Source organism: Paenibacillus solanacearum, assembly GCF_910593845.1.
Taxonomy (GTDB): domain Bacteria; phylum Bacillota; class Bacilli; order Paenibacillales; family NBRC-103111; genus Paenibacillus_G; species Paenibacillus_G solanacearum.
The window spans coordinates 54,576-77,346 of record NZ_CAJVAS010000023.1; the positions used below are offsets into that span (position 1 = coordinate 54,576).

The following is a 22,771-nucleotide window of genomic DNA, read 5'->3' on the forward strand; positions in this document are numbered from 1 at the left end:
TTGTTAGCACAGCCTGTACGTGAGCAGCTGCGCGCCATTGTCGGCGAGCGCTGGTTCCGCGACGATGCCGAATCGCTCGTGTCTTACAGCTACGACGCCACGCCGCTGTATCAATCGATGCCGGACGGCGTTATTTTTCCTTCCTCGACAGAGGAAGTATCGGCCATTATGAAAGTATGCGCGGCGCATCGCATTCCGGTTGTGACCCGCGGGGCGGGCAGCAACCTGTGCGCCGGCGTCGTGCCGCTGCACGGCGGCCTCGTGATGGTGATGACGCGCATGAACCGGCTGATCGAGATCGATCAGGACAACTTGACGGCGACGTTCCAGACCGGCCTGAATACGAAGCAGTTCCATACCGCCGTCGAGGAGACGGGATTGTTCTACCCGCCGGACCCGAGCAGCATGATCATTTGCACGATGGGCGGCAATATCGCGCTTGGCGCAGGCGGCTTGCGCGGCCTGAAGTACGGCACGACCAAAGATTACGTGATCGGGCTCGAAGCCGTCCTGGCGAACGGAGATATTTTGCGGACGGGCGGCAAGCTGGTGAAGGACGTGGCGGGCTACGACTTGACGAGGCTGCTCGTCGGCTCCGGCGGGACGCTCGCCGTACTGACGGAAGCGACCGTGAAGCTTGTGCCGAAGCCGGACTACCGGCGGGCGATGGTGGCGATATTCGCCGATCTTCCTTCCGCCGCAAGGACGGTATCGCAAATTATTGCCAACCGGATTACGCCGTGTACGCTGGAATTCATGGATGGGGCAACGATCAAGGTCGTGGAGGATTATGCGAAAATCGGGCTGCCTACCGATGCCGAGGCGATCTTGGCGATCGAGCAGGACGGCGAAGAGTCGCAGGTAGAGAGAGATTTGCAGCTGATCGAGCAAATCTGCAAAAGCGCCGGAGCCATCCAGGTGAAGGTGGCGGCGACGCCGGAAGAGGGAGCGAAGGTCATGGAAGCGCGGCGCAGCGCGCTGGCCGCCTTGTCCCGCTTGCGTCCGACGACGATGCTGGAGGACGCGACGGTGCCGCGTTCGAAGATCGCCGACATGGTGCTCGAAATTCAGCGGATCGCAACCAAATACGATGTGCAGATCTGTACGTTCGGGCATGCCGGTGACGGAAACCTGCATCCGACGGCGATGACGGATGCCCGCGATCCGGAAGAAATTCATCGCGTCGAGAAAGCGTTCGAGGAAATTTTCGAGGCGGCGATCCGGATGGGCGGCACCATTACCGGCGAGCACGGGGTCGGCCACGTGAAGGCGCCTTATTTGGAATGGAAGGTGGGCGCTTCGGGGATCGACATTATGAAGCGGCTGAAAGCGGCGTTCGATCCGGACGGCTTGCTGAATCCGGGCAAGCTGTTCGCCGAGACGCGCAAGCGGATCGTCTTTACCGGGTCGGAAGAGGCGGCCTCGCAAGAGCAGGGTCAGGCCCAGGCTCAGGCGGCCTCTGGAACGAAAGCGGGTGAAGCTGATGGCAACGGCTGATCCGAAGCAGCTGGCGGAACGGCTGAAGCTGACGCTCGATTCCGACCAGTTGACGAACTGTATGCGCTGCGGCTTCTGCCAGACGGCCTGTCCGACGTTCCAGGAGACGGGGCTCGAGGCGGCATCGCCGCGCGGACGCATTGCGCTCATGAAAGCCGTTTACGATGGCAAGATGGAGCCGGACGCGCTGTTCCAATCGCAGATGGATTTGTGCCTCGGCTGCCGCGCCTGCGAGCCGGCCTGTCCGTCGGACGTGAAGTACGGGCAGTTGATCGAACAGACGCGGGAATCGATTGCGGATGTGGCCGAGCACAAGTGGCCGGTCAAGCAGCTGCGCGGCTTGTTCATGGAAGGCTTATTCCCGCACCACGGCCGGATGCGGGCGCTCGGCGGCCTGCTGAAGCTGTATCAGGTGAGCGGGCTGCGGAAAATTACGCGCAAGCTCGGGGTGATGAACCTCTTCCCGGCCCATATGCGGGAGATGGAAGCGGTGCTGCCGGAAGCGTCGAGCGACGGCGTCATCCGCCAGTGGCAAAAGCACGGCCTGCCTGCCCGCTGGGAGCAGTCGGAAGGCGATGCGCAGCCGATGCTGGTCATCCCGGCCGTTGGCGACAGCCTGGGCCGGGTCGGCCTGTTCCGCGGCTGCATCATGGATGTGCTGTTCACGGAAACGAACGTGAACACGGTCAAGCTGCTTCGCCTGGCCGGCTACGAGGTCGTGATCCCGACCGCGCAAACGTGCTGCGGCGCGCTGCACGCGCATGCCGGCGAGACGGAGAGCGCCCGCCGGCTCACGCGGCGTAATATCTCCGCCTTCGGAGCCGCGCACGTCGACTACGTCGCGAGCAATGCCGGCGGCTGCGGCGCCAGCTTGAAGGAGGCGGACCACCTCCTTCACGGCGATGAGGCCGCGGCAGGCTTCGCAGCCCAGGTGCGCGACCTCTCCGAGCTGCTCGCGATGGGCCGTCCGCTGCCGCTGAAGCCGCTGCACGCCCGGGGCGGCGCGGTGACCGCGACGTACCAGGACTCGTGCCACCTGCGCAATGTCATGCGTGTGTCCTCGCCGCCGCGGCAGCTGCTCGGCTCGATGCCGGGCGTCAAGCTGCAGGAGCTGCAGGGCGCCGACCGCTGCTGCGGCTCGGCCGGCATCTATAACCTGACGCAGCCGCAGATGTCTGCGGACGTGCTCGATCATAAGATGGAGCATGTGGAGCGGACGCGGGCGCAGGTGATTTTGACCGCGAACCCCGGTTGTCTGCTGCAGATGAAGTGGGGCGTGCACCGCCATGGCAAGAGCGAGACGATCGAAGCGATGCATTTGGTCGATTTCCTCGCGGAAGCGGTGGAGGAGCGGGGCTAGGCGCAACAAGGCGTCCGGCGGCGCAGCGCGGACCGGCAGGCGAGCAGGGCGGACATCCAAGCTTCGCCGCATAGAACTTCCGCCGCTCACAATCGCATGTGCCCGGCCAGCACATCGGCCGTCTGCCGTCTGAATCGCGCGGCGGGCAGCGTGCGCCGCGGGACGCTCGGTTTCGGTCTGCAGCGGGTTTTCGCTGCGCCTGGCAATTCCATAGATCCTAGAACACAGAGGCCCTTTTTCGCACCTTGATCGGTACGAAAAGGGCCTCTGTGTTCATTTTTACTACAATCCCAAGCTCGCGTTGCAGCGCTGCGCGGCGGTCGGTCGAACCCCACGCTTATTTGTCATTTGGCCGCTATAACCGCACTGGCGAATCGAGGATGCGTTACCGTCGTCGATCCAAGCCAACGACGCGTCGCTTCACGCGCACCCCGCTGTCGCGCCACACACGTCCAGCGTCAAGCCATCCTGCTACAACGTGCGGACATAGTCCCAGCCTAGCGCCGTCGGCCGAAACATAAACCGGCTCAAGTCTTCGCCCGACCGTTCCGCAGCGACCAGCAGGCCGCCCTCGACCGGCAGCATATGATGAATTTCGCTGCCCGGCAGCAGGCGCTCGATCTGCGGCGCGATCACCGGAATGAGCGCATTCTCCAGCCACACCCGTTCCTGGTGCCATTGCGGCGCAAGCGTCTGCGGCGGATAGCCGCCGGCCGGGGCGCCTAGCGCCGTAACGAACGCGTCCGGCTCGGCGGGCAGCTTCCGTCCGGCGCCGACGGCGGCAACGAAGCGCAGGCACAGCTCGATCGTGCGCACCACTTCTTCATAATCCAGCGAGCCGTTGGCATAGCGGATCTCGACCGTCCCCCAATCGTACCAGGAAGCGGTGTTCACGCCGCAGCGGTGGGACTGAGGACGTCCGCTGTTACGAAGGGCCATCGGGCCGGGACTCGCTTCGAACCGCTCGACCATCTGCCGCGTCACAGGAGGGCAAAACAGGAGTCGATGCCCGCTCGTCTGCAAGATCGATTGCAACGCATTCTGATGCAGCAGCGCCGCTACGAGCAGCGGCTTCACGATCGCCTCGCCCCACTTCTCCAAGCCGACATGCACATGCAGCCCGCAGCTCCAATTCGCCTGCGCCCCTTGCGCCTGCAGCCGGCCCAGCATATCCCGTATTTGCTCCCGCTGCTCCCAGCGCAGCGGCGGCGGCTTGAGTTCGCTGCCCGATTCCCGGCCGCTCTCGTCCGTTTGCCGTTCATCCAGCGACATTACCCAGCCGGGCAGCAGCTCGACTTCCTCCGGTGCACCGCCAACAAACTCGATTTCCACTCCGAATTGCAGTTCATTCCAATGTACTTCGTTTGGCCACATCGTCGTTTCCCCTTTTCTGTCCATTGATTTTGTATTCCTCACCAACGGGAAAAGGGGGCGGACCACGGGCTTAGCGGGGGATTTTATCAGGCAACATGTCGTTTCCTCCTGATATTCAGCATTCGTTTGTCGCCATTATACCCAAATATTTCCGTCCTGACAATGTGCGGCCCACATCATGCTTGACCGCTCCAGCCGTCCAAAGGGGACGTTGGACCACACATACCATTGGCGCTTACGGGTCTTCGCCGTCCTTGGGTTCCGCTTAAACCGCCCCGCTGGAGGAATACGGTCATCATCCCCCAAAAAAATGGGCTCAAGCTGATAAAGCGGTCATCCTTTGTGGTAAATGTACATGATGGTTGTGGATTTGATACATAATGTACCGAAAACTTAGCCTTAGGTCTAGGTCGCGTTCGGACCATCGTCTAATCCAATTTACTACCAAAGTGCGTGTCGGTCACTTTCGATCTCCTCTATGATGATAGTAACAGAAATGCCGGGTCGCTTCGGGCAACGGACGGCCGTGCGGATTTTTGAAGGCAGGGAGGAAGATCGATATGAAAGTCACGTCATTGAAATCGTATTTGTTATCGCTATGTTTGCTTTTGACGATCCCCGTGCTGGGGCTCATTTACACGCAGCTGAATCGCGCAGGGGAGAAGACATACAGCCTGGTCACCGATTTTGACCGGCAAATTCCGTTTATCAAATGGTTTGTAGTGCCGTATCTCGGCTGGTATTTGTTTTTGTTCGCCGCTTTTTTGTACTTGGCTTATCGAAACCGCGAAGCGTACTACAACACCATCATTCAGTTCAATATCGGTTTGCTTGTGTGCTACGGAGTTTATGCGGTGTACCAGACGTACGTGCCGCGTCCAGCGCTGGCCGGCGACGACCTGCTGCTGCAGCTCGTTCAGCTGGTATACCGTTCGGATCAGCCGTATAACTGCTTTCCGAGCACGCATGTGCTTACTTCGTACCTCATGATGAGAACGTATCTTCAGGCGGTGAATATTCCGCGCCTGTATGTTACGGCCGTAACGATAACGTCGGTGCTTATTATCGCGTCTACCCAGTTCATGAAGCAGCATGTGCTATTCGATATTGTGGGCGCCGTCCTGGTGGCCGAAGCCGTCATCTATGCGGCAAAACGATTTCAACCCGTATGGTCCGGCAAGCCGCTGGTTTCCGGAACGCCGTATGGAACATGGGAAAGGAGCCTAAAATAATGCAGACGACGAGAGGGAAATTATTGATTCTCACCGGGGCGCTTGGCGACGGGCATAATAAAGCGGCGCAAGCGATTGTGGAGGCTGCGAGGCAGCATCGTCCCGAAATGGATGTGAAGGTCGTCGATTTTTTGGAATGGACGCACCCGTATATGCATGTGGTCGGCAAATATTGTTTCATGCAATGGGTGAAGAGCCTGCCTTCCGTGTACGGGTATTTGTACCGCAAAACGCGTGACGATAACACCTTCTCGGGCTGGTTCAAGCGGATGCGGACGTTCAGCGCGGACCGGATGGTCGCCTTGCTGGAGGAAGTGCAGCCGACGGAAGTCGTCAGCACGTTCCCCGGCGCCGCCGCGGCGATGTCATACTTGAAGATGAACGGATTGACGGATGTGACGACCGCGACGGTCATTACCGATTATACGGACCACAGCTACTGGATCCATCCGCTCACCGACCGGTATATCGTAGGGGCGGAGCATGTCCAGCAGGCGCTGCTGCGGCACCGCGTACCCGCCGATCGCATTATCGTGACCGGCATTCCGATCCGTCTTCCGTTCACGCAATCGTACGACAAGGAATCGCTTCGGGAGAAATTCGGATTGGACCGGCAGATGCCAACCGTGCTTGTTATGGGTGGAGGCCACGGGCTGATCGGCAAGCAGTTCGCCTCGATTCTCCAGGAAATCCGTTTCCCTTGCCCGGTGCAGTTTATCATTGTATGCGGCCGCAACGAGAAGCTGCGGCAGCGTCTTGAGGAAGAGCTACGCGCTGCCGGCATGCCCCATAAGGTTATGATCACGGGCTTTGTCGATTACGTGCATGAGCTGATGGCGCTGTCCGATCTCATCGTCACGAAGCCGGGCGGGCTTACCGTCTCGGAGGCGCTGGCGCTGGAGCTGCCGATGCTGCTCTACAAGCCGATTCCCGGCCAAGAGCAGGACAACGCCCGCTACTTGCAGCGGATCGGAGCCGCCGTGGAAGCGCACAGCGCCGTCGAACTCGCCATGCAGCTGCAGGACATTATCGAGAACCGTTCCTTGTTGTTTCGGATGAAGCAAAATGCCAAAGCCGCACGCCGCAAGGAAGGCGCGGCACAGGCGCTGGCGGCCATATTGGAATTGAACGCCGGATACACGGCAGCCTGGAGGGGGAGAGCGGTGGCGGCCAACGCATAGTCAAGCGGCGGCGGTCTGCACCCCATCTCCACTGCGGCCCATGTGAGGCATAGCGGCGCAGCGCCTCGGGGGCATCGCGCAATACAGGCTGAATTCCATCATCCAGCGGCAGCCCGTCAGTATGCCGGTACCGTACATGCGGCAGCAGGACGGCTTAAAACAAAGACGGGAACAACGATTGACATGAAACCGATTGGTTTCGTATAATACAAGAAGCGAAACCAAATGGTTTCATAAAACTCACGCTATTGGAGGCACTTTAATGTCAAACAACAACCTGTCGGCGCTGCCGGATATTCGCAAAACGCTCGTATTGAACGCACCGATTCAGAAGGTGTGGAACGCCGTTGCCACATCGGAAGGGATCGCCGCATGGTTTATGCCTAATGATTTTCAGCCGGAGCTCGGCTATGAGTTTCATCTCAATGCAGGGCCGTTCGGCAATTCTCCCTGCAAGGTGACGGAGCTCGATCCGCCGAACCGGATGTCGTTCGAATGGGGGAAGGACTGGACGCTTACGTTTGAGCTGGCCGAGCGGGAAGGACAGACGGAATTTACACTCATCCACGGCGGCTGGACGGCGGATATGGCTACGGAATTCGGAGAATCCCACACGGTTGTCCGCGAGCGCATGGATCAAGGATGGGGCGGTCTGGTGCAGAAGCTCCGTGCCCATGTCGAGGCCTGAATCAGCCGCTTCCGCGCCGAAGCATGATGTGTTTCAAGCGGTCGCGGATCCGACCCGCCGCCAGCTGCTGGGGCTGCTGGTCGACCGGGAGATGCCGGTCACGGTCATCAGCGGGCATTTTCCGATGAGCCGGACGGCTGTCTCCAAGCATTTGCGCGTACTGGCGGAAGCCGGTCTGGTCAAGGAACGGAAGGTCGGTCGGGAGACGCGCTACCGTCTGGACCCGGAGCCGCTGCTCGAGCTCAAGCGCTGGCTCGCCTTTTACGACCGTTTCTGGGACAATAAGCTCGCAGCGCTCCAGCGCTATGTCGAGCAGTCCGACGGGGATGAGGCGGAGCAGGCTGCAGCGCCGCGGCCCGTCGTGAACCAAGGGCCGGCCGACAGCTTCGCGGAATGACATATAGGACAAGAGGGAGGGCCGCGAGGTCCTCCCTCTTGCTAGTGTATCCGTTCCCGCTCAGGGATCTTCCCTCTGTGAAACAATGACTACATTTGTGTACCATGAAATTTTAAAATGACTTCGAAATGGTGCTCATTGAACCTGTATTCTGATTTGCAATTCGGTATTGACAGGCTGTGGTTAACGGGGTTAAGATGATCGTGCATAACTAAACATTAAAGAACACAAATGATCATTTGGTGGAATAAACGTCTGGCATGTGCAGCTTGATCAGGCCGAATCGAGCGAGCGGCTGCTTGTCAGACGATGCTGCATATTCGAACATATGCGAACAATTTAAGCTTGATAAGGAATGGGAGGGCGTTCCGCATGCTAGCAGCAGAGAGGAAATTGCGCATCGTAGAGTTTGTGAAGGAGAAACGGGCTGCCAGTGTGGCTTTATTATCCAAGCATTTCGGCGTTCACGAAGTGACGATCCGCAGAGATTTGGCGGAAATCGAACAGGAAGGCTTGCTGCGCCGAACACACGGGGGCGTAATCGTAGAGCAAGGCGCAAGCATCGAGCCTCCGTTCATCGAGCGTTCCAACAACCAGGTTGAGCAGAAGAAACGCATCGCCAAAAAAGCGGCCGAAATGATCGAGGACGGCGACTGCATAATTCTCGATTCGGGAACGACGACGGTTCATATCGTCCCGCATATTATGAACCGTTCCAACTTGACGGTCGTGACCAACGACATCAACATCGCGGCCGAGCTGCGCAGTCCCGACATCAAGGTCATCGTCACGGGCGGCGAGCTGTATTACGAAAGCTTCGTGCTGAACGGGATGTACGCCGAGAAAATGCTCGGCGCGCTCCATCTGCAGAAGGCGTTTATCGGCACATGGGCCATTCACCCGGCATACGGCTTGACATATCAGGACTCGCTGTTCGTTCCGGCCAAGCAGGCGATGATCAAATCCGCGCAGGAAATCATCGTGCTTGCGGACGACACGAAGATCGGCAAGGTTGCGCTCCATACGTTCGCACCGATTCACGAGATTCATACGTTCATTACGGGTACCGAAGCGCTCGAAGCCGAGCCTTACCTTAAGCAGTTCAGAGACAACGGCATCCATGTCATTACCGTCTGATGTTGATACAGTCGACACGTCGGAGATTCCTTTCCATGCGGGAGGATCTCCCGCAGTTCATTGGACGACAATGAAATACATACAGCACCGACAGTATGAAAGCGATAACAAGCGGAGGAGGCTGCATCGGCAGCGCCCGCCAATCCGATCCGCAGGGAGGACGATTCAAATGAAAATTCGAGGCATCGCGCACCGGGGCTACCCGGCCAAGTATCCGGAAAATACGTTGGTTTCCTTTCAAGCCGCTCGCGACATGGGATACACCCAGTTGGAGCTGGATGTCCATCTTAGCAAGGACGGCGTTCCTGTTGTCATGCACGATGCCGCGCTTCACCGGATGACGAATGGCAAAGGGATGATTAAAGACTTTACGGTCGAGCAGCTGAAGCAACTTCGCATCGCCGGGACGGAGGAGATTCCGACGCTGGAAGAGTCGCTGCGGCTCGTGAAGGGCGAGATGATCGTCAATATCGACCTCAAGCAGACGGGAGACTATTATACAGGCATGGAAGAAGCGGTGCTCGACGTACTGCGTGCCACCGATATGGTCGACCAAGTGTATTTGATGTCGCTCGATCATTTTTCGCTGATCAAGATGAGGAAGCTGTCCCCTGACGTCGAGCTCGGTGTCTCCTTTATCGGAAGCATGCCTTGCGTCCTCCCGTTCATGAAAGAAATTCGGGCGCAGTATTTGGGAGTGAAGCTGTGCTTCCTGACCGATGAATATTATCGGATGATCGAGGAGCACGGGTACGAGCTGATCGCGTGGCCGGTTAACTCGGAAGCGGATATGAGCCTCGTCGTGGAGAAATATCCGAGCGCATTGGTGACGACCAACGATTTGGACATGTGGAAGTCATTTCTGGAGAAACGAAGCCTCTTGCCGAACAGCCGTATTTCGTAAGCGGAAGCCGGCGTCCGGCGATCGGGCACACAATAAAAAAACGAATGGGCCGTTCGCTGCAAGAGCGAATGCGCCGATTCGTTTTTTTCGTTCCCACGATCGGGACCGGCCGCTATGGCGCGGTTCCCGTTCGATAAACCGGGGCGATCCGGTCGATCCGGTTCGTCCAGATGACGCCGGTGAAATGGGCCGGCAGACGGCCGAGATCTTCAGGCCGGTCAAACCCGGTCGAGAACTCGCTTCCGTCTCCGCCCACCACGACGACGCGGGTATCCGCCTGGTCCATCCGGTTCAAGAACCGATCCGGCCAGCCCCACAGCCAAGGCCCGATCTTCTCCGGGATGTGCAGCTGCGTATGCTCGCAGGCCGCCGGGATGTAGCCCGTCCAGCCGACGGCGACGTACGGCAGCAGGCAGCTTTTCATCGTGACTTTGGACATGACGCGGATATCGGGCATGCGCGCCTGGAGTGCGGCAATCGGCTTGTCTCCGCCATAGACCGTCAGCAGGCTGCGTTTGGCCTCCGGCAGCTTCGCGAGCGTCTGGGCGAGCTGCTCGCCTTCGTTCGGCTCGTTGCTTTTGATATGGATCAACAGCGACTGCGCGGGAAAACGCGTCAGCACTTCATCGAGCGACGGCATCGCGCCGACGCCTTTGCCGCGGAACGGATACGTCTGACCGTGATCGGCGGTGTAGCCGTATCCGATGTCGAATTGCTTCAGCTCCGCCATCGTGTACAGCTTCGGCTCCCCGGTCGCATTCGTCCTGCAATCGAGCGTCCAATCATGGAACACGGCGAATTGGCCGTCTTTGGTGGGGCGAATGTCCAGTTCGACGATATCGGCCCCGGCTTGAAAGGCGGCTTCCATCGACGCAATCGTGTTTTCCAGATAAGAATGCTCCGGCGTGTTTATCCGCTCGGCCGTACACGTGTCATTGCCGACGCCTTCCATCGCGAACGTTTGCGCGAGCCCGCGGTGCGCGAGCAGCAGCGGCTCGCCGCTGCGCGCTTTGGCCAGGTGCGAGCTGTTATTCAAGAAGGCGAAGACGAGCAGGATGAGGACAAGGGCTGCCAGTCTGCTTTTTCGGATTTTTTTGAGCGGGTTCATGCGTCACCTCCCGGGCGAATAAAGAGCGGATTACAGTAATCTTATTGTCGTCTACTTTCGAGGCGGGTTCAATGATGAGGCGATGATGATCCGATAACAAGCGTCCATGGGGGGCGAATGAAAAGGTGGAAACTGGGACACAATTTGGTTTGCAACGGATACCGCCAAAAGGGCAGATGATCGCCGATGGAAAGAATCATATTGATTGGGGCCTGGATTGTCAGTATCACAGCGTTGATCGTATTTGTCCCGCTGCGCCGATGGCGGGAAGCCGCGGTCGCGTTTATGGCTGGCCAGTCCATAACCTGGATTACCAGCATTACCTTTGTGGAGTGGGGCTTGTTTGAAAACCCGGTCCGCGAGTTTACGAAGGCGACGAGCGCGAATTTTACGTTTAACTTTATATTTTACCCGACCGTAGGCGCGCTGCACTGTCTTTACTACCCGTACGGCAAAAGCTTGGCGATGCGGGTATTATCCAGCGTTTCGATCCCTACCGTTCTTGTGGGGCTGCTGCTGCTTGTCCGCACTCACACGCAGCTGCTTCGGTACATTCATTATACGTGGTACATCAACTGGCTGGTATTTGTCATCGGGTATTTCGCCGTGCGCAAATATTACGAGTGGTTCTTTCAAATCGAGACAGCCGGCAAAGCCGCGAGAGGCGCATCATGAACTGGACGGTAGAACGTGTGCTGCTTGTCGCGGTTTATGTCATTTCCATCGGGGCGTTTGTGCTGATTCCAGCCCATCGGAGAAGAGAAGCGCATGTCACTTTCTTATGTCAAGAACTGGTCACATGGTTCCTCGGACTGGTGGTCGTAGAGAACGATTGGATCCGGTATCCCGTTCGGGAAATGCAGGTCGGGACGACGAGCAGCATCGTGTACGAGTATATCAGCTATCCGGTCGTTACGGCCTACTTTAACCTGTATTATCCCAGGCGTCGGAAGCTGCCTGTCCAATTAGCCTATTACGTGCTTGCGGTCAGCGCGCTTACCACGCCCGAATATTTCATTGAGAAGTATACGGCGTTGATCGACTACGAGAAGTGGCACTGGTACTATACGTTTCTCAGCCTGTCGGTCACCTTGTTGTTGTCACGGTTGTTCTACTCGCTGTTTTTTCGGGAAGGCCGATCGCGCAAGGACGGCGATTCGCCCCAGTCAACTATCGGGCTTCGCGAGTGAACCGCAATACGCCGAATACCGGATTCTCCCTCGCAATGGAAAAAGATTGTTAGGAAATCGTGTACATTCCACGCTATAATAGAGGTACTCGGTTGCGAACAAGAGTGAGGGAGAAGATAGACGATGAAAAAGTTTATTCTCGGACTGTTCTGCGGGGCGGTGCTCGCCGCTTCAACGACGATCTATGCAGCAGATGAGATCAGAGCGATGCTCTTTCCTGTAAAATTTCAATTTAACGGCGAGAGCCGGGATACCGGATCGCGGTTCGCCATATTGAATTACGATGGACATACGTATGTACCCGTACGTTTCATGACGGAGAATTTGGGAGCCGGGGTTTCCTACGACAAAAATGAGGGCCTGATTTCGGTCGTAACGGAGCCGAAGAACGGCAGCGAGGCCGACAAGAAAGTATGGGCGGTCATGTACCGGCTGGAGCGGGGCATGAGCCAGAAAGATGTGAAGCAGTCGCTGGGAGACCCTTCGTTCCTGACGCTGATCGACAGCTCGCGTCAGCAGGTTTGGCGCTACGATATCGGCGCCAAGGCCGGCTATCAGTTCGGCGGGCTGAATACCGACACGGACGGGCTGAAGAAGGGAGATCTGGAAGCGCAGCTGTTCATCAACTGGTCGGCCGGCGGCCAAATCGACCGCTACGACCTTTGGTACGTCAAGAAAGCGGCTGATGGCAGCCGGCATATTTATACGTACATTGTGTATCCGGACGGTTCGACCGCCGGCGCGCTGTACGAATAGCGCAGGCCGCTGCAGCCGGCCGTCACGATCACCGCATTCTTTTTCCGTAAGGAAGGAGGGTGCGGTGATGTTCGTTAGGGCCGCGGACGGGCGTGCGACAGGCAGCAGGGGAAAAAAGGCCATGGCTGCGCCATGGCCTTGAAGGGAATGTCCGCCGCATGCTTTGTATTCGTTAAAGAACCAACGCACGACCAACGATCACAAGCAAGATGAAGAGAACCAAGATGACACCTGTCGAAGTAAAACCGCCGGCAACTGCACCCATGTTTCATTCCTCCTTTGGTCTTGTTGTGCCGGGAGCGTCTGCTCCTTAACACATAATCACTATATGCGGGAAGGCGGAGAACGGGTGGGCTTCAGCCGCTGGATGGGCAAATTGGGCTTAAAGTGGAATCCGACCGTGCCGGAAGAGCAGTGGGGAAGAGCAATTGTTAAGAATCGGTGAGGGAAGCTAACAAATCATTAGTTTGATTCTAACATCCTTCTAAAGCCCGTCTGTCATAATGGGATATGACGAAAGCGGTACCGGAAGGGGATTGGGCGGATGGCAAGAGTGATGATTGTGGACGATGCTGCATTTATGCGCATGATGCTGAGGACCATATTGGCAGAGCAGGGCCACGAGATCGTGGCGGAGGCTGCGAATGGGGCGGAAGCGTTTCAGGCATATGTCGCGCACCGGCCGGACCTGGTTACGATGGACATTACGATGCCGGAGGTGGACGGCATCGCGGCATTGAAGGACATTCGCGCGACCGACCCGCAGGCGAAAATCATTATGTGCTCGGCCGTGGGGCAAAAAGCGATGGTGGTCGAAGCGATTGCGGCGGGAGCGAAAGATTTTCTCGTGAAGCCGTTTCAACAGGAGCGGGTAATTGCATCCGTGAACAAGGTGCTCGAGTTATAATAAGGAAGAAGCTCCGGGAGACGAGTCAGACTCGTTCCTCCGGAGCTTCTTTGTGTTTTCCCTTGCGCAGTTATTCTTTAAAATCGTTATATCCTACGCTGTTGAGCTTGCCTTGCCAGAAAATGAGCTGCGCCGTGCCGCCGTTTTTGCCTTTATATTGATAAACGACCTGGGTTTCATTTTTCTTGACGAGCTTGCCGAGGCCGATTTTTTTGGCTACTTCATCGAAGGTCGATCCCATAGCGACGGAATCCATCTGCTGCTTGGTGATGACCGGTTCTTCCGCAGCTCCGGCAGGCGGTTCGGGAACGGCCGCTTGCGAATTATTCGCTCCCGGCGTTGGCGCAGGCGCAGGCGTTGCCGGCGGGTTCGCGGATGGGGAAGCGTCGGTGCAACCGGCGGCGGTCAGCATAACCAGCGCTGCTAGGATGATGAGCTTTTGTTTCATAGTGGGGTCCTCCCTTAGTGCGATTGCTATAGGTATTTCCATAATAAAGCTTCTTTACTACAACAGCTGCCATGCCGTAGGCCGTGTAAGGCGCCGCGCCTATCGGCCCGGCTACCACAACATTCGCAGCCTTACCGGAATATGAGAGGGGCGCTGATGGTTACATGATGCGATCCGTGCTCCTTTCGTATAGGGTGGCTCCATTATATTAACGCAGCAAGCAGAATAATGTTGCTTCCAACATCATATTTGAAATGAGCCGTGAGACCGTTATTCTTGCTTGCCGCCCACCTAATCCGTGACAACAGAGAGGTGAAATGTATCTTTTTTGGAAAACGGAGGAAAACTACAGGTTGGCTGTGAAGACAACGGAGAGAAAGGCGGTAAGCGGCATGCCCTTTGCGAATATGAACGGCGTCATGCTTCATTATCGGGTGAAAGGCACGGGAGTCCCGATCGTGTTCATCCATCCTCCGCTGCTGGCCGGCAATGTGTTCCATCGGCAGTTGACGGGGCTGGCCGGCCGGTTCCAGGCCATCGTTCCCGATTTGCGCGGGCATGGCCAAAGCGAGAAGGGGGAGCGCAGTATTACGTACGCGCTGCTGGCGGAGGATATCGTGTCGCTCTTGGATGAGTTGGAAATCAAGAAGGCTTACTTGTGTGGTTATTCGACGGGCGGCTCCGTCGCTTTGGAGGCGCTGCTGACGTATCCGGAACGGTTTTACGGGGGTATTCTTGTCAGCGCGATGTCTGAGGTCGGCACCCTCCGGCTCAGAAGCGAAATATGGGCGGCGGTCCGGCTGACGGGGCTTCGGGTGAAGCGGCTTGCGGCGGCGGTCATTGCGCTGGGCAACGCCGATCGCGCGGACACGTTCAAACGGCTGTACGATGCGGCGCTGCAAGGGGCAGTCGAGCGGCTGCATGAATATTTTCGCTGCAGCCTGCATTATAACTGTACGCACCGGCTCCATGAGATCGACAACCCGATATTGCTGCTGTATGGGGAGAAGGACAAGCTGTTCCTGCATCATCGGAGGCTGCTGCAGCGCGAATTGCGCAACGAAACGTTTCGCATCGTCAAACGCGCGGGGCATCAAATTCCGACGAAAGCGGCCGAGGATATGAACGGTCATATCCGGGACTGGATCGACCGCCAGGACCCGTGGAAGCTGGCACCGCGCGAGCGGGCGGACAGCCGGTACGAGGCGCTGCTTACTTTCGAATCGTATGAGGATGAGCAGCAGCGGGAATTCACATAGACGGATTTTATTTTGCCTGCAAAGTCGCGCTCATAGTACAATAAGGGCAGTACGGCGATCCATCATTATCCAAATGGAACAGCGGAGGGATGCCTATGAGTCCGGGAATCGCCGGCTTGATCATTATCATATTGCTGCTGGGGGCGCTGGCCGTCCGTGCGGCCGTGCGGAAGCCGGGCCGGCCGCGGCGGCATGATCCGCGGTCAACCGATGCTGCCCATTTCGGTCTGACTGCTGCGGATGAGGCGCATCGCCATCATCATCACCACCCGCATCATCACCACCATCACGGCCATCATGCAGGGGATAACGGACATCATGGCCACGGCCATTCCGATTCCAGCGGCGACAGTGGAGGCGGAGGCGGGGAAGGAGATTAATCATGAGCACCACGAGCAAATCCGAGATACTGGAACGGGCGAGATTATATGTCAGGCAAGAGCTGGGGCGGGACAGCAGCGGCCACGACTGGTGGCACATCGTTCGGATCACGGCGATGGCCCGGCGGCTGGCCGCCGAGGAACGAGCCGACCTGTTCGTATGCGAGCTGGCCGCCCTGCTGCACGATGTGGCGGATGAGAAGCTCAATACGAGCAAGGAAGCCGGGCTTGGCAAAGTAAGGTCGTGGCTGGAGCAGGCGGAAGTCGGCCCGGCGGACAGGGAGCATGTCATGGAGATTATATCCACGATGTCATACGGGGGAGGGCATGGCCAGCCCATGCGCACGCTGGAAGGACGTGTCGTGCAGGATGCCGACCGGCTGGATGCGCTCGGCGCGATCGGCATTGCCCGGACGTTCGCGTACGGCGGCTGGAAAGGATCGCCGATGCATGATCCGGAGCTTCCGCCGAGAGAGCGCATGACGTCGGAGCAATACCGCAGCGAGCAGGGGACGGCGATCAATCATTTTTACGAGAAGCTGCTGAAGCTGAAGCAGCGTATGAATACGGATACAGCCCGCGCGATTGCGGAGGAGCGTCACCGGTTCATGGAAGAGTTCCTCGAACAGTTTTACCGCGAATGGGACGCCGAGGACGCCAACGGGCTATAGCGCGCGGAGCGCATAAGGTAGCCCGTCCGGGGCAGCCGTGTCATGCGGGGGAGCGAAAGCAAGGAAATATGGGGCAGAGGAGCAATCAACCTGTGACGATCAAAGCCGTGTTGTTCGATTTCGACGGGACGTTGGCGGATACGCTGCCGCTTTCGTTTCGGGCGTTTCAAGCTGTCTTTCAAGCGTACGATAAGCGCGATGTGACGATAGAGCAGTTGGTTTCGATGTTCGGTCCGACCGAGGACGAGATTTTGCTGCGCAACCTGGAGAACAAGCATCGGGCACCGGAGGCGATCCGCGATTATTATCGCATGTACCGGGAAGGCCATCGCGACGGGCAATGTTTGCCGCAGGACATCGTGTCGATGCTGGATACGATCGGCTCGCTGCACATCAAGATGGGGGTCATTACCGGGAAAAGCAGGCAGGCGTACCGGATTTCTGCGGAAGCGCTCGACCTGGATCGCTACTTCGATGTCGTCATTACCGGCGACGACGTGCAAAGGCCGAAGCCCGACCCGGAAGGAATCGACATGGCGCTCGCTTCGCTCGGCGTAAAGCGGGAGGAAGCGGTCTTTGTCGGCGACAGCGATGCCGACATTGCGGCCGGACGGGCGGCCGGATTGCGCACGTACGGGGCGCACTGGCTGCCGGTGAGCCAGTCGCCGACGTTCGGGATCAGGCCGGATGACATTTTTACCAGTGTCGATCCGTTCCTCACCCTGCTGCGCGAAGCGTCCGGCAAGGTATTCCGCTGGCTGGAGTGGGCGAAGCAAATTCAGGCAATTTCGCAGACGGGGCTTTCTTACGTCAAGGACGTGTACGACAAGGAACGATACGAAGCGCTGCGCGAGCTTAGCGTAGAGATCATGCAGCATTACACGCAGGTCGGGACGGATGGCATCCGCATGACGTTTGCAAACGAGCGGGGTTATGCCACGCCGAAGGTCGACGTTCGCGGCGTCGTGTTTCGCGATAACCGGATATTGCTTGTCCGGGAAAAGGCGGACGGCGCCTGGTCTCTGCCCGGCGGCTGGGCCGATATCGGGCACTCCCCAACCGAAGTGGCAGTGAAAGAAATTCACGAGGAAGCAGGTTACCGGACCGAGCCCGTCCGGCTTCTGGCCGTCTTGGACAAAAAATTCCATGATCACCCGCCGGAACCGTATCATATTTACAAAATCTTCATTCAATGCGCGATCGTCGGCGGCGAAGCGGCTGGCGGTGTGGAGACGAGCGAGGTTCGGTTTTTCGGCGAAGACGAGCTGCCCCCGCTGTCGCTGGAGCGCAATACGGCAAAGCAGATCAAGACGATGTTCGAATTTTTGCGCAATCCGGAGAAGCAAGCGATATTGGACTGAACCCGTTCACGATGACGGCAATTATATTTTTCTAACCGATAGGGGCTGTTCCTCATGCCGTCAAGCGCATGGCAGGGGAACGGCCCCTTCTTGCTGCATGCGGCCCGCTGCCGGAAGCGGGCCGTTCTTGTGCAATGGCGGCGATTCCCGGGCGGTTCGGCTTATTCCAGCCAATCGATGACCGGAGCCCATTGCAGCGGGGGCTGATGCCGAAGATGTTCGCGGAGCATTTGGCCGATTCGGCCGATTCCTTCCTCGATCTGAGCTTCGTTCGTACGGATGATGCTAAGACGCAATCCGTTGTCTTTGGCGAAGGCAGGCAAGAAGCATCGGTCCGTCGGAGCCGTCAGGATGCCCTGCTGCTTGAGCAGCGCGCCGATGTCGGACGCAGGCAGGCCGTCTGGCAGCAGAAGCCGGCAGAACAGGCCCGCTTCGGGCACGTGAATGCGGGCTTCCTCCGGCAAATGCTGCTTGCAGGCGGAACGCAGCGCTTCCATGCGGGAGCGGTAGCGCTCCTGCATATGGTCGGCGTGGCGGCCGTACATGCCGCAGTTCAAGTACAGCTCCAGGGCGCCCTGCGACAGCGCCGCCGTGCTGGAGTCGGCGGAAGCCTTGAACAAGCGGAACGTTTCGATCAGCGCTCGGGGCAGCACTGCAGCCGCCAGCCGCAGCCCCGGAAGCATCACCTTGGAGAAGCTCTTCACGTAGACGACATGGCCGGAATCGCTGTACGCATAGATCGGGTCCGCCCGGCGTCCGGCCTCGAGATCCGCGATATAATCATCCTCCACGATATACACGTCGTAGGCGGCGGCAAGGCGGGCGATCCGCTCCTTCACCTCCGGGGAATAGCTCGTTCCGAGCGGGTTATGAAAGCGCGGCACCGTGTAAAAAAATTTGATCGGATTGCTGCGGAAATGCCGTTCCAGCTCCTCCAGATCGATACCTTGCCCGGTTCGGGCGATGCCGATCGCGGTGACGCCGAGCAGCTCAAGCGACCGGAGCATTCCGGGATAGGTCGGCTGTTCCACAAGGACGGCCTGTTTGCCGTTCGGGAACGGCATGCCGGCAAGCAGATGGAGCGCCTGCTGCGAGCCGGAGACGACGCTGATTTGCTCCGGCGCGGCGAACACTTGCTTGTCGGCCAAATGCCGCTGCAGTGCCTGCCGCAATGAGGCGAAGCCTTGCGGGTCGGAATACGTGAACAAGCGGTCTTTGTACAACTCGATCGCCCGGTTCATACAGTGCTGAAAATCCGCGTACGGCATGACAGCGGGATCCGGCGCGGCAGAGGAAAAATCGATTCCTTCGCCGGCGCCTGCGGTACGGCTGGAAGCGGGCCGAACGACGGCATAATATCCGCTCTTGGGTACGGAATAAACGAGATGTTCTTTCTCCAGACCTTCATAGGCGCGAATGGCCGTATTTTTGCTGCATCCGAAACGTACCGTCAGTTCTCGGATAGAGGGCAGCTTCGCTCCCGGACGAATGACGCCCGATTCGATGTCGCCTCGGAAGGCGTCTATAATGCGGTTATATTTCAGCTCCACGAGACCATCTCCAGTATCGAATTGTGTACGGGTACAGTGTCGACAAATAATAAACAGGCGAATCATCGTATCCAGTATACTCCTTATTGTCACCGCAATCATACCGACTTGGAGGGATACAGATGGAATGGATACATGGACAACAGCCTTATCGGATTAGCGACAGGAAAGAACTGCTGCAGACGGATATTGTGCACGCTCTGCTGCAGACGAGCTATTGGGCGGGGAACCGTTCCAAGGAGACCATCATTCGAAGCATAGAGGGCTCGTTGTGCCTGGGACTCTACGATGCGGATACGCATCAGATCGGCTACTTGCGAGTCGTGACCGATTATGCGACATTCGCTTGGGTGTGCGATGTCATCGTGCATCCGGAGCATCGCGGACAGGGACTCGGCAAGTGGCTGGTTCAATGCCTGGTCGAGCATCCGAAGCTGCACGGCATCCAGATGATTCTTGGCACGCGCGATGCCCACGGCTTGTACGAGCAGTTCGGGTTCGAACGCAGGGAAATGATGCGCAGGCTGGCGCCGGCACGAGAGGCCTAGCGAGGTGTGCAAACGCATGTTAATTAAACAGACTTGTGTCGTCTTTATGAGATACAAGTCTGTTTAGTTAATGACCCTTCTTTAGCTATCCAAGGGAAACATGCACCTTTATTCATTGCCGCAAATAACGAGTTATTCTATACTGAACAATGGATAAAGAAACCAAGGGGAGAGCTGATTGTGGTCAATTTTGCAGACGTACTGATAGATGAAAGTAAAAAGAAGAACAGCGTTTTAGTGGTCGGGTTGGACCCCGATGTGAAGTTTCTCCCGGATTGTTTACTGAAAAATGTAGATTATTCATCGAACGAAAGCATTTCAGATGCCATATATGAGTTCAACAAAATCATTATTAATGCGGTTGCTGACCATGTAGTTGCTGTAAAACCCCAACTTGCTTATTACGAAGTATATGGCAGTTACGGAATCAAGGCTCTGGAAAAAACGATCAGCTACGCTCGTTCAAAAGAATTAATCATCATCAATGATGCAAAAAGAGGCGATATTGGTTCAACCTCCGCTGCTTATGCGCGTGCCTTTTTAGGGGATGGGGCGATTTCGGGCGACATGGTTACAGTAAATCCCTTTTTAGGCAGTGATGGATATATGCCTTTTATAGAAGCTGCACAAGAGAATAACAAGGGAGTCTTTTTGCTGCTTAAAACATCAAACCCTTCGTCATACGAAATTCAAGACCTCAAATTGGAGAACGGGGAACTGCTTTACTTCAAGCTGGCAGAAGAAATTGAAAAGTTGGCATGTAAGACGATAGGAGTTAATAACTATTCATTTATTGGCGCGGTCGTTGGTGCTACGTACCCGGAAGAAGCAAAAAGGATACGAGAAACGTTACCGCATTCCATTTTTCTTGTTCCTGGGTTTGGGGCGCAAGGCGGAAAAGCCGAGGATCTAAGTGTATTTTTTGATGTAAGCGGCAATGGGGCGGTTGTCTCTTCTTCAAGGGGGATCATTTACTCTTACATGAACGAAACAGATGATTGGAACAAGACAACTGAAAATGAAATGCAAGGATACATAAACGAGGCAGCGATAAAAGCAAAAGAGCAACTTAACGAAGTAAGATTTTCAAGTAATCGATGAGACGAAGAAGGGAAAATCGAAAATGAAGACGATCAAGTGCATGATGAACCACTTGTACTGGGCGGACGGACGCATCTTGGATGCGCTTGAGGAGAGCGAGACGAAGAACAAGGACCTTCTGAAGCTGGTCCGGCACGTCGCGGTCGCGGAACGAGTCTGGCTGTCCCGATTGCAGGGCAAGGGCAGTGCGCAATATTCGTTATGGGAGGAAGCGGAAGACCTGACGGCGATCCGGACGATGTTCGAAGAAAACGCCGAGCAATATCGCGTCTATATCGAAGGGATCGAGGAATCCCATTTGGACGAGATGATCGACTATGCGAACCAGAGCGGAGCTCCGTTCCGAACGTCCGTCCGGGACATCCTGTTGCAGGTCCTCTTGCATGGGCAATATCACCGGGGACAGATCAACCGGGCACTTCGGATCGAATCAGCGGAGCCTGCCCAGATCGATTACATCACGTTGACGAGGCTCTAACAGGTTTCAGGAGGGATACACTGTTGCGTAGGCATGAGCATGGAAAAGGCGTATCTTTAGGTACCCGCTTCATCGCTTTTTTGTGGGATTATGTAATTATTGCGGGTTATATCGTCCTACTGGTCTGTGTATCATTTTTTATACGACCGTTGTTAATTCCATTGTTTACGACGAATCCTTTAATGGCAGAAACCACGGGGTTTCTATTTATTACCCTTCCTGTATATCTTTATTTTGCCTTATGTGAGGGTTCGAAATCGAATGCGACATGGGGGAAACGGAAAATGGGGATTGTGGTTACTGGTACTCAGGGTCAACCCACCGGACTCGGGTCCTCACTTCTTCGCTCTGCTCTGAAATTCGCACCTTGGGAGCTAGCCCATTTCACGATCTGGCACATGGTTATTCCCTCCGACTTCCCAGAATCCGTTAATCTATCCTTACTGGGGACAGTCTATGGCCTGGTAATCATCTACATGATAAGTCCACTATGGAGCAAAAATAAACAAACAATATATGACTTTATTGCGGGGACCGTGGTTAGGTACAGGGATTAAGTTTGAATTCGGAGGCCCCAATGAACGAATTTTTAATGGGACATACATTAGGACTTCAGTTATTTGACGGCTTAAAGCCGGAGTTAACATCGTTCTATTATCGAATGTTAGGATCGATCGACGACGCAGACGATGCCGTTCAAGAGACCTTTTGGCCAAGTATCCATGATATGACAAAGTACAGAGGGGGAAACCGAAAATGAAGACGATCAAGTGCATGATGAACCACCTGTACTGGGCGGATGGACGCATCTTGGATGCGCTCGAGGAGAGTGAGACGAAGAATAAGGACCTTCTGAAGCTGGTCCGGCACGTCGCGGTTGCGGAACGAGTCTGGCTATCCCGATTGCAGGGTAAGGGCAGTGCTCAATATTCGTTATGGGAGGAAGCGGAAGACCTGACGGCGATCCGGACGATGTTCGAAGAAAACGCCGAGCAATATCGCGTCTATATCGAAGGGCTCGAGGAATCCCATTTGGACGAGATGATCGACTATGCGAGCCAGAGCGGGGTTCCATTCCGAACGTCCGTCCGGGACATCCTGTCGCAGGTCATCTTACATGGGCAATATCACCGAGGACAGATCAACCGGGCACTTCGGATCGAATCAGCGGAGCCTGCCCAAATCGATTACATCACGTTTGCGAGGCTCTAACAGGGCCTAATAATCACCATTACTCGGAATGG

The 22,771-nt window shown here is 56.6% G+C and carries 27 protein-coding genes; 22 read left to right on the forward strand and 5 right to left on the reverse strand.

Annotated elements, in window-relative coordinates; genetic code table 11:
• On the forward strand, positions 1 to 1,497 hold the full coding sequence (locus KXG62_RS21545; protein WP_218094080.1) for an FAD-linked oxidase C-terminal domain-containing protein: 1,497 nt from the start codon (positions 1 to 3) through the stop codon (positions 1,495 to 1,497).
• On the forward strand, positions 1,484 to 2,857 hold the full coding sequence (locus tag KXG62_RS21550; protein WP_218094081.1) for a (Fe-S)-binding protein: 1,374 nt from the start codon (positions 1,484 to 1,486) through the stop codon (positions 2,855 to 2,857). Before KXG62_RS21545 ends, KXG62_RS21550 begins: the two co-directional genes overlap by 14 nt.
• 471 nt (positions 2,858 to 3,328) lie before the next feature.
• Here KXG62_RS21550 and KXG62_RS21555 read toward each other — a convergent pair whose 3' ends face one another.
• Positions 3,329 to 4,231: an amidoligase family protein gene (locus KXG62_RS21555; RefSeq protein ID WP_218094082.1), complete on the reverse strand. Its 903-nt coding sequence runs from the start codon at positions 4,229 to 4,231 to the stop codon at positions 3,329 to 3,331.
• 560 nt (positions 4,232 to 4,791) lie between these two features.
• Here KXG62_RS21555 and KXG62_RS21560 point away from each other — a divergent pair.
• The 6 genes from KXG62_RS21560 to KXG62_RS21585 all read left to right on the forward strand — a co-directional run bounded on the left by KXG62_RS21560 (position 4,792) and on the right by KXG62_RS21585 (position 9,770).
• Positions 4,792 to 5,463, forward strand: a complete 672-nt coding sequence (locus KXG62_RS21560; RefSeq protein WP_218094083.1) for a phosphatase PAP2 family protein — start codon at positions 4,792 to 4,794, stop codon at positions 5,461 to 5,463.
• Complete coding sequence (locus tag KXG62_RS21565; RefSeq protein ID WP_218094084.1) at positions 5,463 to 6,644, forward strand: MGDG synthase family glycosyltransferase; 1,182 nt, start codon at positions 5,463 to 5,465, stop codon at positions 6,642 to 6,644. The genes KXG62_RS21560 and KXG62_RS21565 overlap by 1 nt, the downstream gene beginning before the upstream one ends.
• A 262-nt stretch (positions 6,645 to 6,906) precedes the next feature.
• Positions 6,907 to 7,332, forward strand: a complete 426-nt coding sequence (locus KXG62_RS21570; protein ID WP_218094085.1) for an SRPBCC family protein — start codon at positions 6,907 to 6,909, stop codon at positions 7,330 to 7,332.
• Positions 7,319 to 7,729 (forward strand): ArsR/SmtB family transcription factor, encoded by a 411-nt coding sequence (locus KXG62_RS21575; RefSeq protein ID WP_218094086.1) that lies wholly within the window; start codon positions 7,319 to 7,321, stop codon positions 7,727 to 7,729. The genes KXG62_RS21570 and KXG62_RS21575 overlap by 14 nt, the downstream gene beginning before the upstream one ends.
• 372 nt (positions 7,730 to 8,101) lie before the next feature.
• Positions 8,102 to 8,866: a DeoR/GlpR family DNA-binding transcription regulator gene (locus KXG62_RS21580; RefSeq protein ID WP_218094087.1), complete on the forward strand. Its 765-nt coding sequence runs from the start codon at positions 8,102 to 8,104 to the stop codon at positions 8,864 to 8,866.
• 169 nt (positions 8,867 to 9,035) lie between these two features.
• Positions 9,036 to 9,770 carry a glycerophosphodiester phosphodiesterase gene (locus KXG62_RS21585; RefSeq protein ID WP_246627565.1) on the forward strand — a complete coding sequence of 245 codons (735 nt, stop codon included), beginning with the start codon at positions 9,036 to 9,038 and terminating at the stop codon, positions 9,768 to 9,770.
• A gap of 112 nt (positions 9,771 to 9,882) precedes the next feature.
• Here the strand turns inward: KXG62_RS21585 and KXG62_RS21590 are convergent, their stop codons facing one another.
• Positions 9,883 to 10,878: a glycerophosphodiester phosphodiesterase family protein gene (locus KXG62_RS21590; RefSeq protein ID WP_218094088.1), complete on the reverse strand. Its 996-nt coding sequence runs from the start codon at positions 10,876 to 10,878 to the stop codon at positions 9,883 to 9,885.
• A 186-nt stretch (positions 10,879 to 11,064) separates the two neighbouring features.
• On the opposite strand from KXG62_RS21590, the gene KXG62_RS21595 reads away from it, so the two are divergent.
• The 3 genes from KXG62_RS21595 to KXG62_RS21605 all read left to right on the forward strand — a co-directional run bounded on the left by KXG62_RS21595 (position 11,065) and on the right by KXG62_RS21605 (position 12,824).
• Positions 11,065 to 11,553 carry a CBO0543 family protein gene (locus KXG62_RS21595; RefSeq protein ID WP_218094089.1) on the forward strand — a complete coding sequence of 163 codons (489 nt, stop codon included), beginning with the start codon at positions 11,065 to 11,067 and terminating at the stop codon, positions 11,551 to 11,553.
• Positions 11,550 to 12,068 carry a CBO0543 family protein gene (locus tag KXG62_RS21600; RefSeq protein WP_218094090.1) on the forward strand — a complete coding sequence of 173 codons (519 nt, stop codon included), beginning with the start codon at positions 11,550 to 11,552 and terminating at the stop codon, positions 12,066 to 12,068. The genes KXG62_RS21595 and KXG62_RS21600 overlap by 4 nt, the downstream gene beginning before the upstream one ends.
• A gap of 123 nt (positions 12,069 to 12,191) precedes the next feature.
• Complete coding sequence (locus KXG62_RS21605) at positions 12,192 to 12,824, forward strand: stalk domain-containing protein (protein ID WP_218094091.1); 633 nt, start codon at positions 12,192 to 12,194, stop codon at positions 12,822 to 12,824.
• 172 nt (positions 12,825 to 12,996) lie between these two features.
• Here the strand turns inward: KXG62_RS21605 and KXG62_RS21610 are convergent, their stop codons facing one another.
• On the reverse strand, positions 12,997 to 13,089 hold the full coding sequence (locus tag KXG62_RS21610; RefSeq protein ID WP_218094092.1) for a YjcZ family sporulation protein: 93 nt from the start codon (positions 13,087 to 13,089) through the stop codon (positions 12,997 to 12,999).
• A 279-nt stretch (positions 13,090 to 13,368) separates the two neighbouring features.
• On the opposite strand from KXG62_RS21610, the gene KXG62_RS21615 reads away from it, so the two are divergent.
• Positions 13,369 to 13,731 carry a response regulator gene (locus KXG62_RS21615; protein ID WP_218094093.1) on the forward strand — a complete coding sequence of 121 codons (363 nt, stop codon included), beginning with the start codon at positions 13,369 to 13,371 and terminating at the stop codon, positions 13,729 to 13,731.
• Between the two features lie 70 nt (positions 13,732 to 13,801).
• On the opposite strand, the gene KXG62_RS21620 is transcribed toward KXG62_RS21615, so the two are convergent.
• Positions 13,802 to 14,179: a hypothetical protein gene (locus KXG62_RS21620; RefSeq protein ID WP_218094094.1), complete on the reverse strand. Its 378-nt coding sequence runs from the start codon at positions 14,177 to 14,179 to the stop codon at positions 13,802 to 13,804.
• A gap of 359 nt (positions 14,180 to 14,538) precedes the next feature.
• On the opposite strand from KXG62_RS21620, the gene KXG62_RS21625 reads away from it, so the two are divergent.
• From KXG62_RS21625 to KXG62_RS34540, 4 genes are all read left to right on the forward strand, one after another.
• Entirely contained in the window at positions 14,539 to 15,438 is a 900-nt protein-coding gene (locus tag KXG62_RS21625; protein WP_246627569.1) for an alpha/beta fold hydrolase, read from the forward strand.
• A gap of 95 nt (positions 15,439 to 15,533) precedes the next feature.
• On the forward strand, positions 15,534 to 15,818 hold the full coding sequence (locus KXG62_RS21630) for a hypothetical protein (protein WP_218094096.1): 285 nt from the start codon (positions 15,534 to 15,536) through the stop codon (positions 15,816 to 15,818).
• Positions 15,819 to 15,820: 2 nt separating this feature from the next.
• The gene (locus KXG62_RS21635; protein ID WP_218094097.1) at positions 15,821 to 16,489 is read left to right on the forward strand and encodes an HD domain-containing protein; all 669 of its coding nucleotides are present in this window, start codon (positions 15,821 to 15,823) and stop codon (positions 16,487 to 16,489) included.
• A gap of 92 nt (positions 16,490 to 16,581) precedes the next feature.
• The gene (locus KXG62_RS34540; RefSeq protein WP_343223504.1) at positions 16,582 to 17,850 is read left to right on the forward strand and encodes an NUDIX hydrolase N-terminal domain-containing protein; all 1,269 of its coding nucleotides are present in this window, start codon (positions 16,582 to 16,584) and stop codon (positions 17,848 to 17,850) included.
• Between the two features lie 161 nt (positions 17,851 to 18,011).
• Here the strand turns inward: KXG62_RS34540 and KXG62_RS21645 are convergent, their stop codons facing one another.
• A complete protein-coding gene (locus KXG62_RS21645; protein ID WP_246627566.1) occupies positions 18,012 to 19,400 on the reverse strand; it encodes an aminotransferase-like domain-containing protein in 1,389 nt (462 codons plus the stop codon).
• A 122-nt stretch (positions 19,401 to 19,522) separates the two neighbouring features.
• Between KXG62_RS21645 and KXG62_RS21650 the strand changes: the two genes are divergently transcribed.
• From KXG62_RS21650 to KXG62_RS21675, 6 genes are all read left to right on the forward strand, one after another.
• Positions 19,523 to 19,948 carry a GNAT family N-acetyltransferase gene (locus KXG62_RS21650; RefSeq protein WP_218094100.1) on the forward strand — a complete coding sequence of 142 codons (426 nt, stop codon included), beginning with the start codon at positions 19,523 to 19,525 and terminating at the stop codon, positions 19,946 to 19,948.
• Positions 19,949 to 20,128: 180 nt separating this feature from the next.
• A complete protein-coding gene (gene pyrF / locus KXG62_RS21655; RefSeq protein WP_218094101.1) occupies positions 20,129 to 21,049 on the forward strand; it encodes an orotidine-5'-phosphate decarboxylase in 921 nt (306 codons plus the stop codon).
• A 22-nt stretch (positions 21,050 to 21,071) separates the two neighbouring features.
• Positions 21,072 to 21,527, forward strand: coding sequence for a DinB family protein (locus KXG62_RS21660; RefSeq protein ID WP_218094102.1), 456 nt, complete (start codon positions 21,072 to 21,074; stop codon positions 21,525 to 21,527).
• Positions 21,528 to 21,550: 23 nt separating this feature from the next.
• Positions 21,551 to 22,084 carry an RDD family protein gene (locus KXG62_RS21665; protein WP_281426943.1) on the forward strand — a complete coding sequence of 178 codons (534 nt, stop codon included), beginning with the start codon at positions 21,551 to 21,553 and terminating at the stop codon, positions 22,082 to 22,084.
• A gap of 35 nt (positions 22,085 to 22,119) precedes the next feature.
• Positions 22,120 to 22,287, forward strand: coding sequence for a sigma factor (locus tag KXG62_RS34410; RefSeq protein WP_281426945.1), 168 nt, complete (start codon positions 22,120 to 22,122; stop codon positions 22,285 to 22,287).
• The gene (locus KXG62_RS21675; protein ID WP_218094103.1) at positions 22,284 to 22,739 is read left to right on the forward strand and encodes a DinB family protein; all 456 of its coding nucleotides are present in this window, start codon (positions 22,284 to 22,286) and stop codon (positions 22,737 to 22,739) included. The genes KXG62_RS34410 and KXG62_RS21675 overlap by 4 nt, the downstream gene beginning before the upstream one ends.
• Positions 22,740 to 22,771: the final 32 nt, after the last annotated feature.

Coding starts and splice junctions, on each gene's coding strand:
- KXG62_RS21585 (WP_246627565.1), top strand. CDS start 9,036: ATGAAAATTCGAGGCATCGCGCACCGGGGCTACCCGGCCAAGTATCCG.
- KXG62_RS21635 (WP_218094097.1), top strand. CDS start 15,821: ATGAGCACCACGAGCAAATCCGAGATACTGGAACGGGCGAGATTATAT.
- KXG62_RS21565 (WP_218094084.1), top strand. CDS start 5,463: ATGCAGACGACGAGAGGGAAATTATTGATTCTCACCGGGGCGCTTGGC.
- KXG62_RS21610 (WP_218094092.1), bottom strand. CDS start 13,089: ATGGGTGCAGTTGCCGGCGGTTTTACTTCGACAGGTGTCATCTTGGTT.
- KXG62_RS21600 (WP_218094090.1), top strand. CDS start 11,550: ATGAACTGGACGGTAGAACGTGTGCTGCTTGTCGCGGTTTATGTCATT.
- KXG62_RS21575 (WP_218094086.1), top strand. CDS start 7,319: ATGTCGAGGCCTGAATCAGCCGCTTCCGCGCCGAAGCATGATGTGTTT.
- KXG62_RS21570 (WP_218094085.1), top strand. CDS start 6,907: ATGTCAAACAACAACCTGTCGGCGCTGCCGGATATTCGCAAAACGCTC.
- KXG62_RS21595 (WP_218094089.1), top strand. CDS start 11,065: ATGGAAAGAATCATATTGATTGGGGCCTGGATTGTCAGTATCACAGCG.
- KXG62_RS34410 (WP_281426945.1), top strand. CDS start 22,120: ATGGGACATACATTAGGACTTCAGTTATTTGACGGCTTAAAGCCGGAG.
- KXG62_RS21580 (WP_218094087.1), top strand. CDS start 8,102: ATGCTAGCAGCAGAGAGGAAATTGCGCATCGTAGAGTTTGTGAAGGAG.
- KXG62_RS21550 (WP_218094081.1), top strand. CDS start 1,484: ATGGCAACGGCTGATCCGAAGCAGCTGGCGGAACGGCTGAAGCTGACG.
- KXG62_RS21605 (WP_218094091.1), top strand. CDS start 12,192: ATGAAAAAGTTTATTCTCGGACTGTTCTGCGGGGCGGTGCTCGCCGCT.
- KXG62_RS21590 (WP_218094088.1), bottom strand. CDS start 10,878: ATGAACCCGCTCAAAAAAATCCGAAAAAGCAGACTGGCAGCCCTTGTC.
- KXG62_RS21675 (WP_218094103.1), top strand. CDS start 22,284: ATGAAGACGATCAAGTGCATGATGAACCACCTGTACTGGGCGGATGGA.
- KXG62_RS21615 (WP_218094093.1), top strand. CDS start 13,369: ATGGCAAGAGTGATGATTGTGGACGATGCTGCATTTATGCGCATGATG.
- KXG62_RS21630 (WP_218094096.1), top strand. CDS start 15,534: ATGAGTCCGGGAATCGCCGGCTTGATCATTATCATATTGCTGCTGGGG.
- KXG62_RS21660 (WP_218094102.1), top strand. CDS start 21,072: ATGAAGACGATCAAGTGCATGATGAACCACTTGTACTGGGCGGACGGA.
- KXG62_RS21560 (WP_218094083.1), top strand. CDS start 4,792: ATGAAAGTCACGTCATTGAAATCGTATTTGTTATCGCTATGTTTGCTT.
- KXG62_RS21555 (WP_218094082.1), bottom strand. CDS start 4,231: ATGTGGCCAAACGAAGTACATTGGAATGAACTGCAATTCGGAGTGGAA.
- KXG62_RS21650 (WP_218094100.1), top strand. CDS start 19,523: ATGGAATGGATACATGGACAACAGCCTTATCGGATTAGCGACAGGAAA.
- KXG62_RS21620 (WP_218094094.1), bottom strand. CDS start 14,179: ATGAAACAAAAGCTCATCATCCTAGCAGCGCTGGTTATGCTGACCGCC.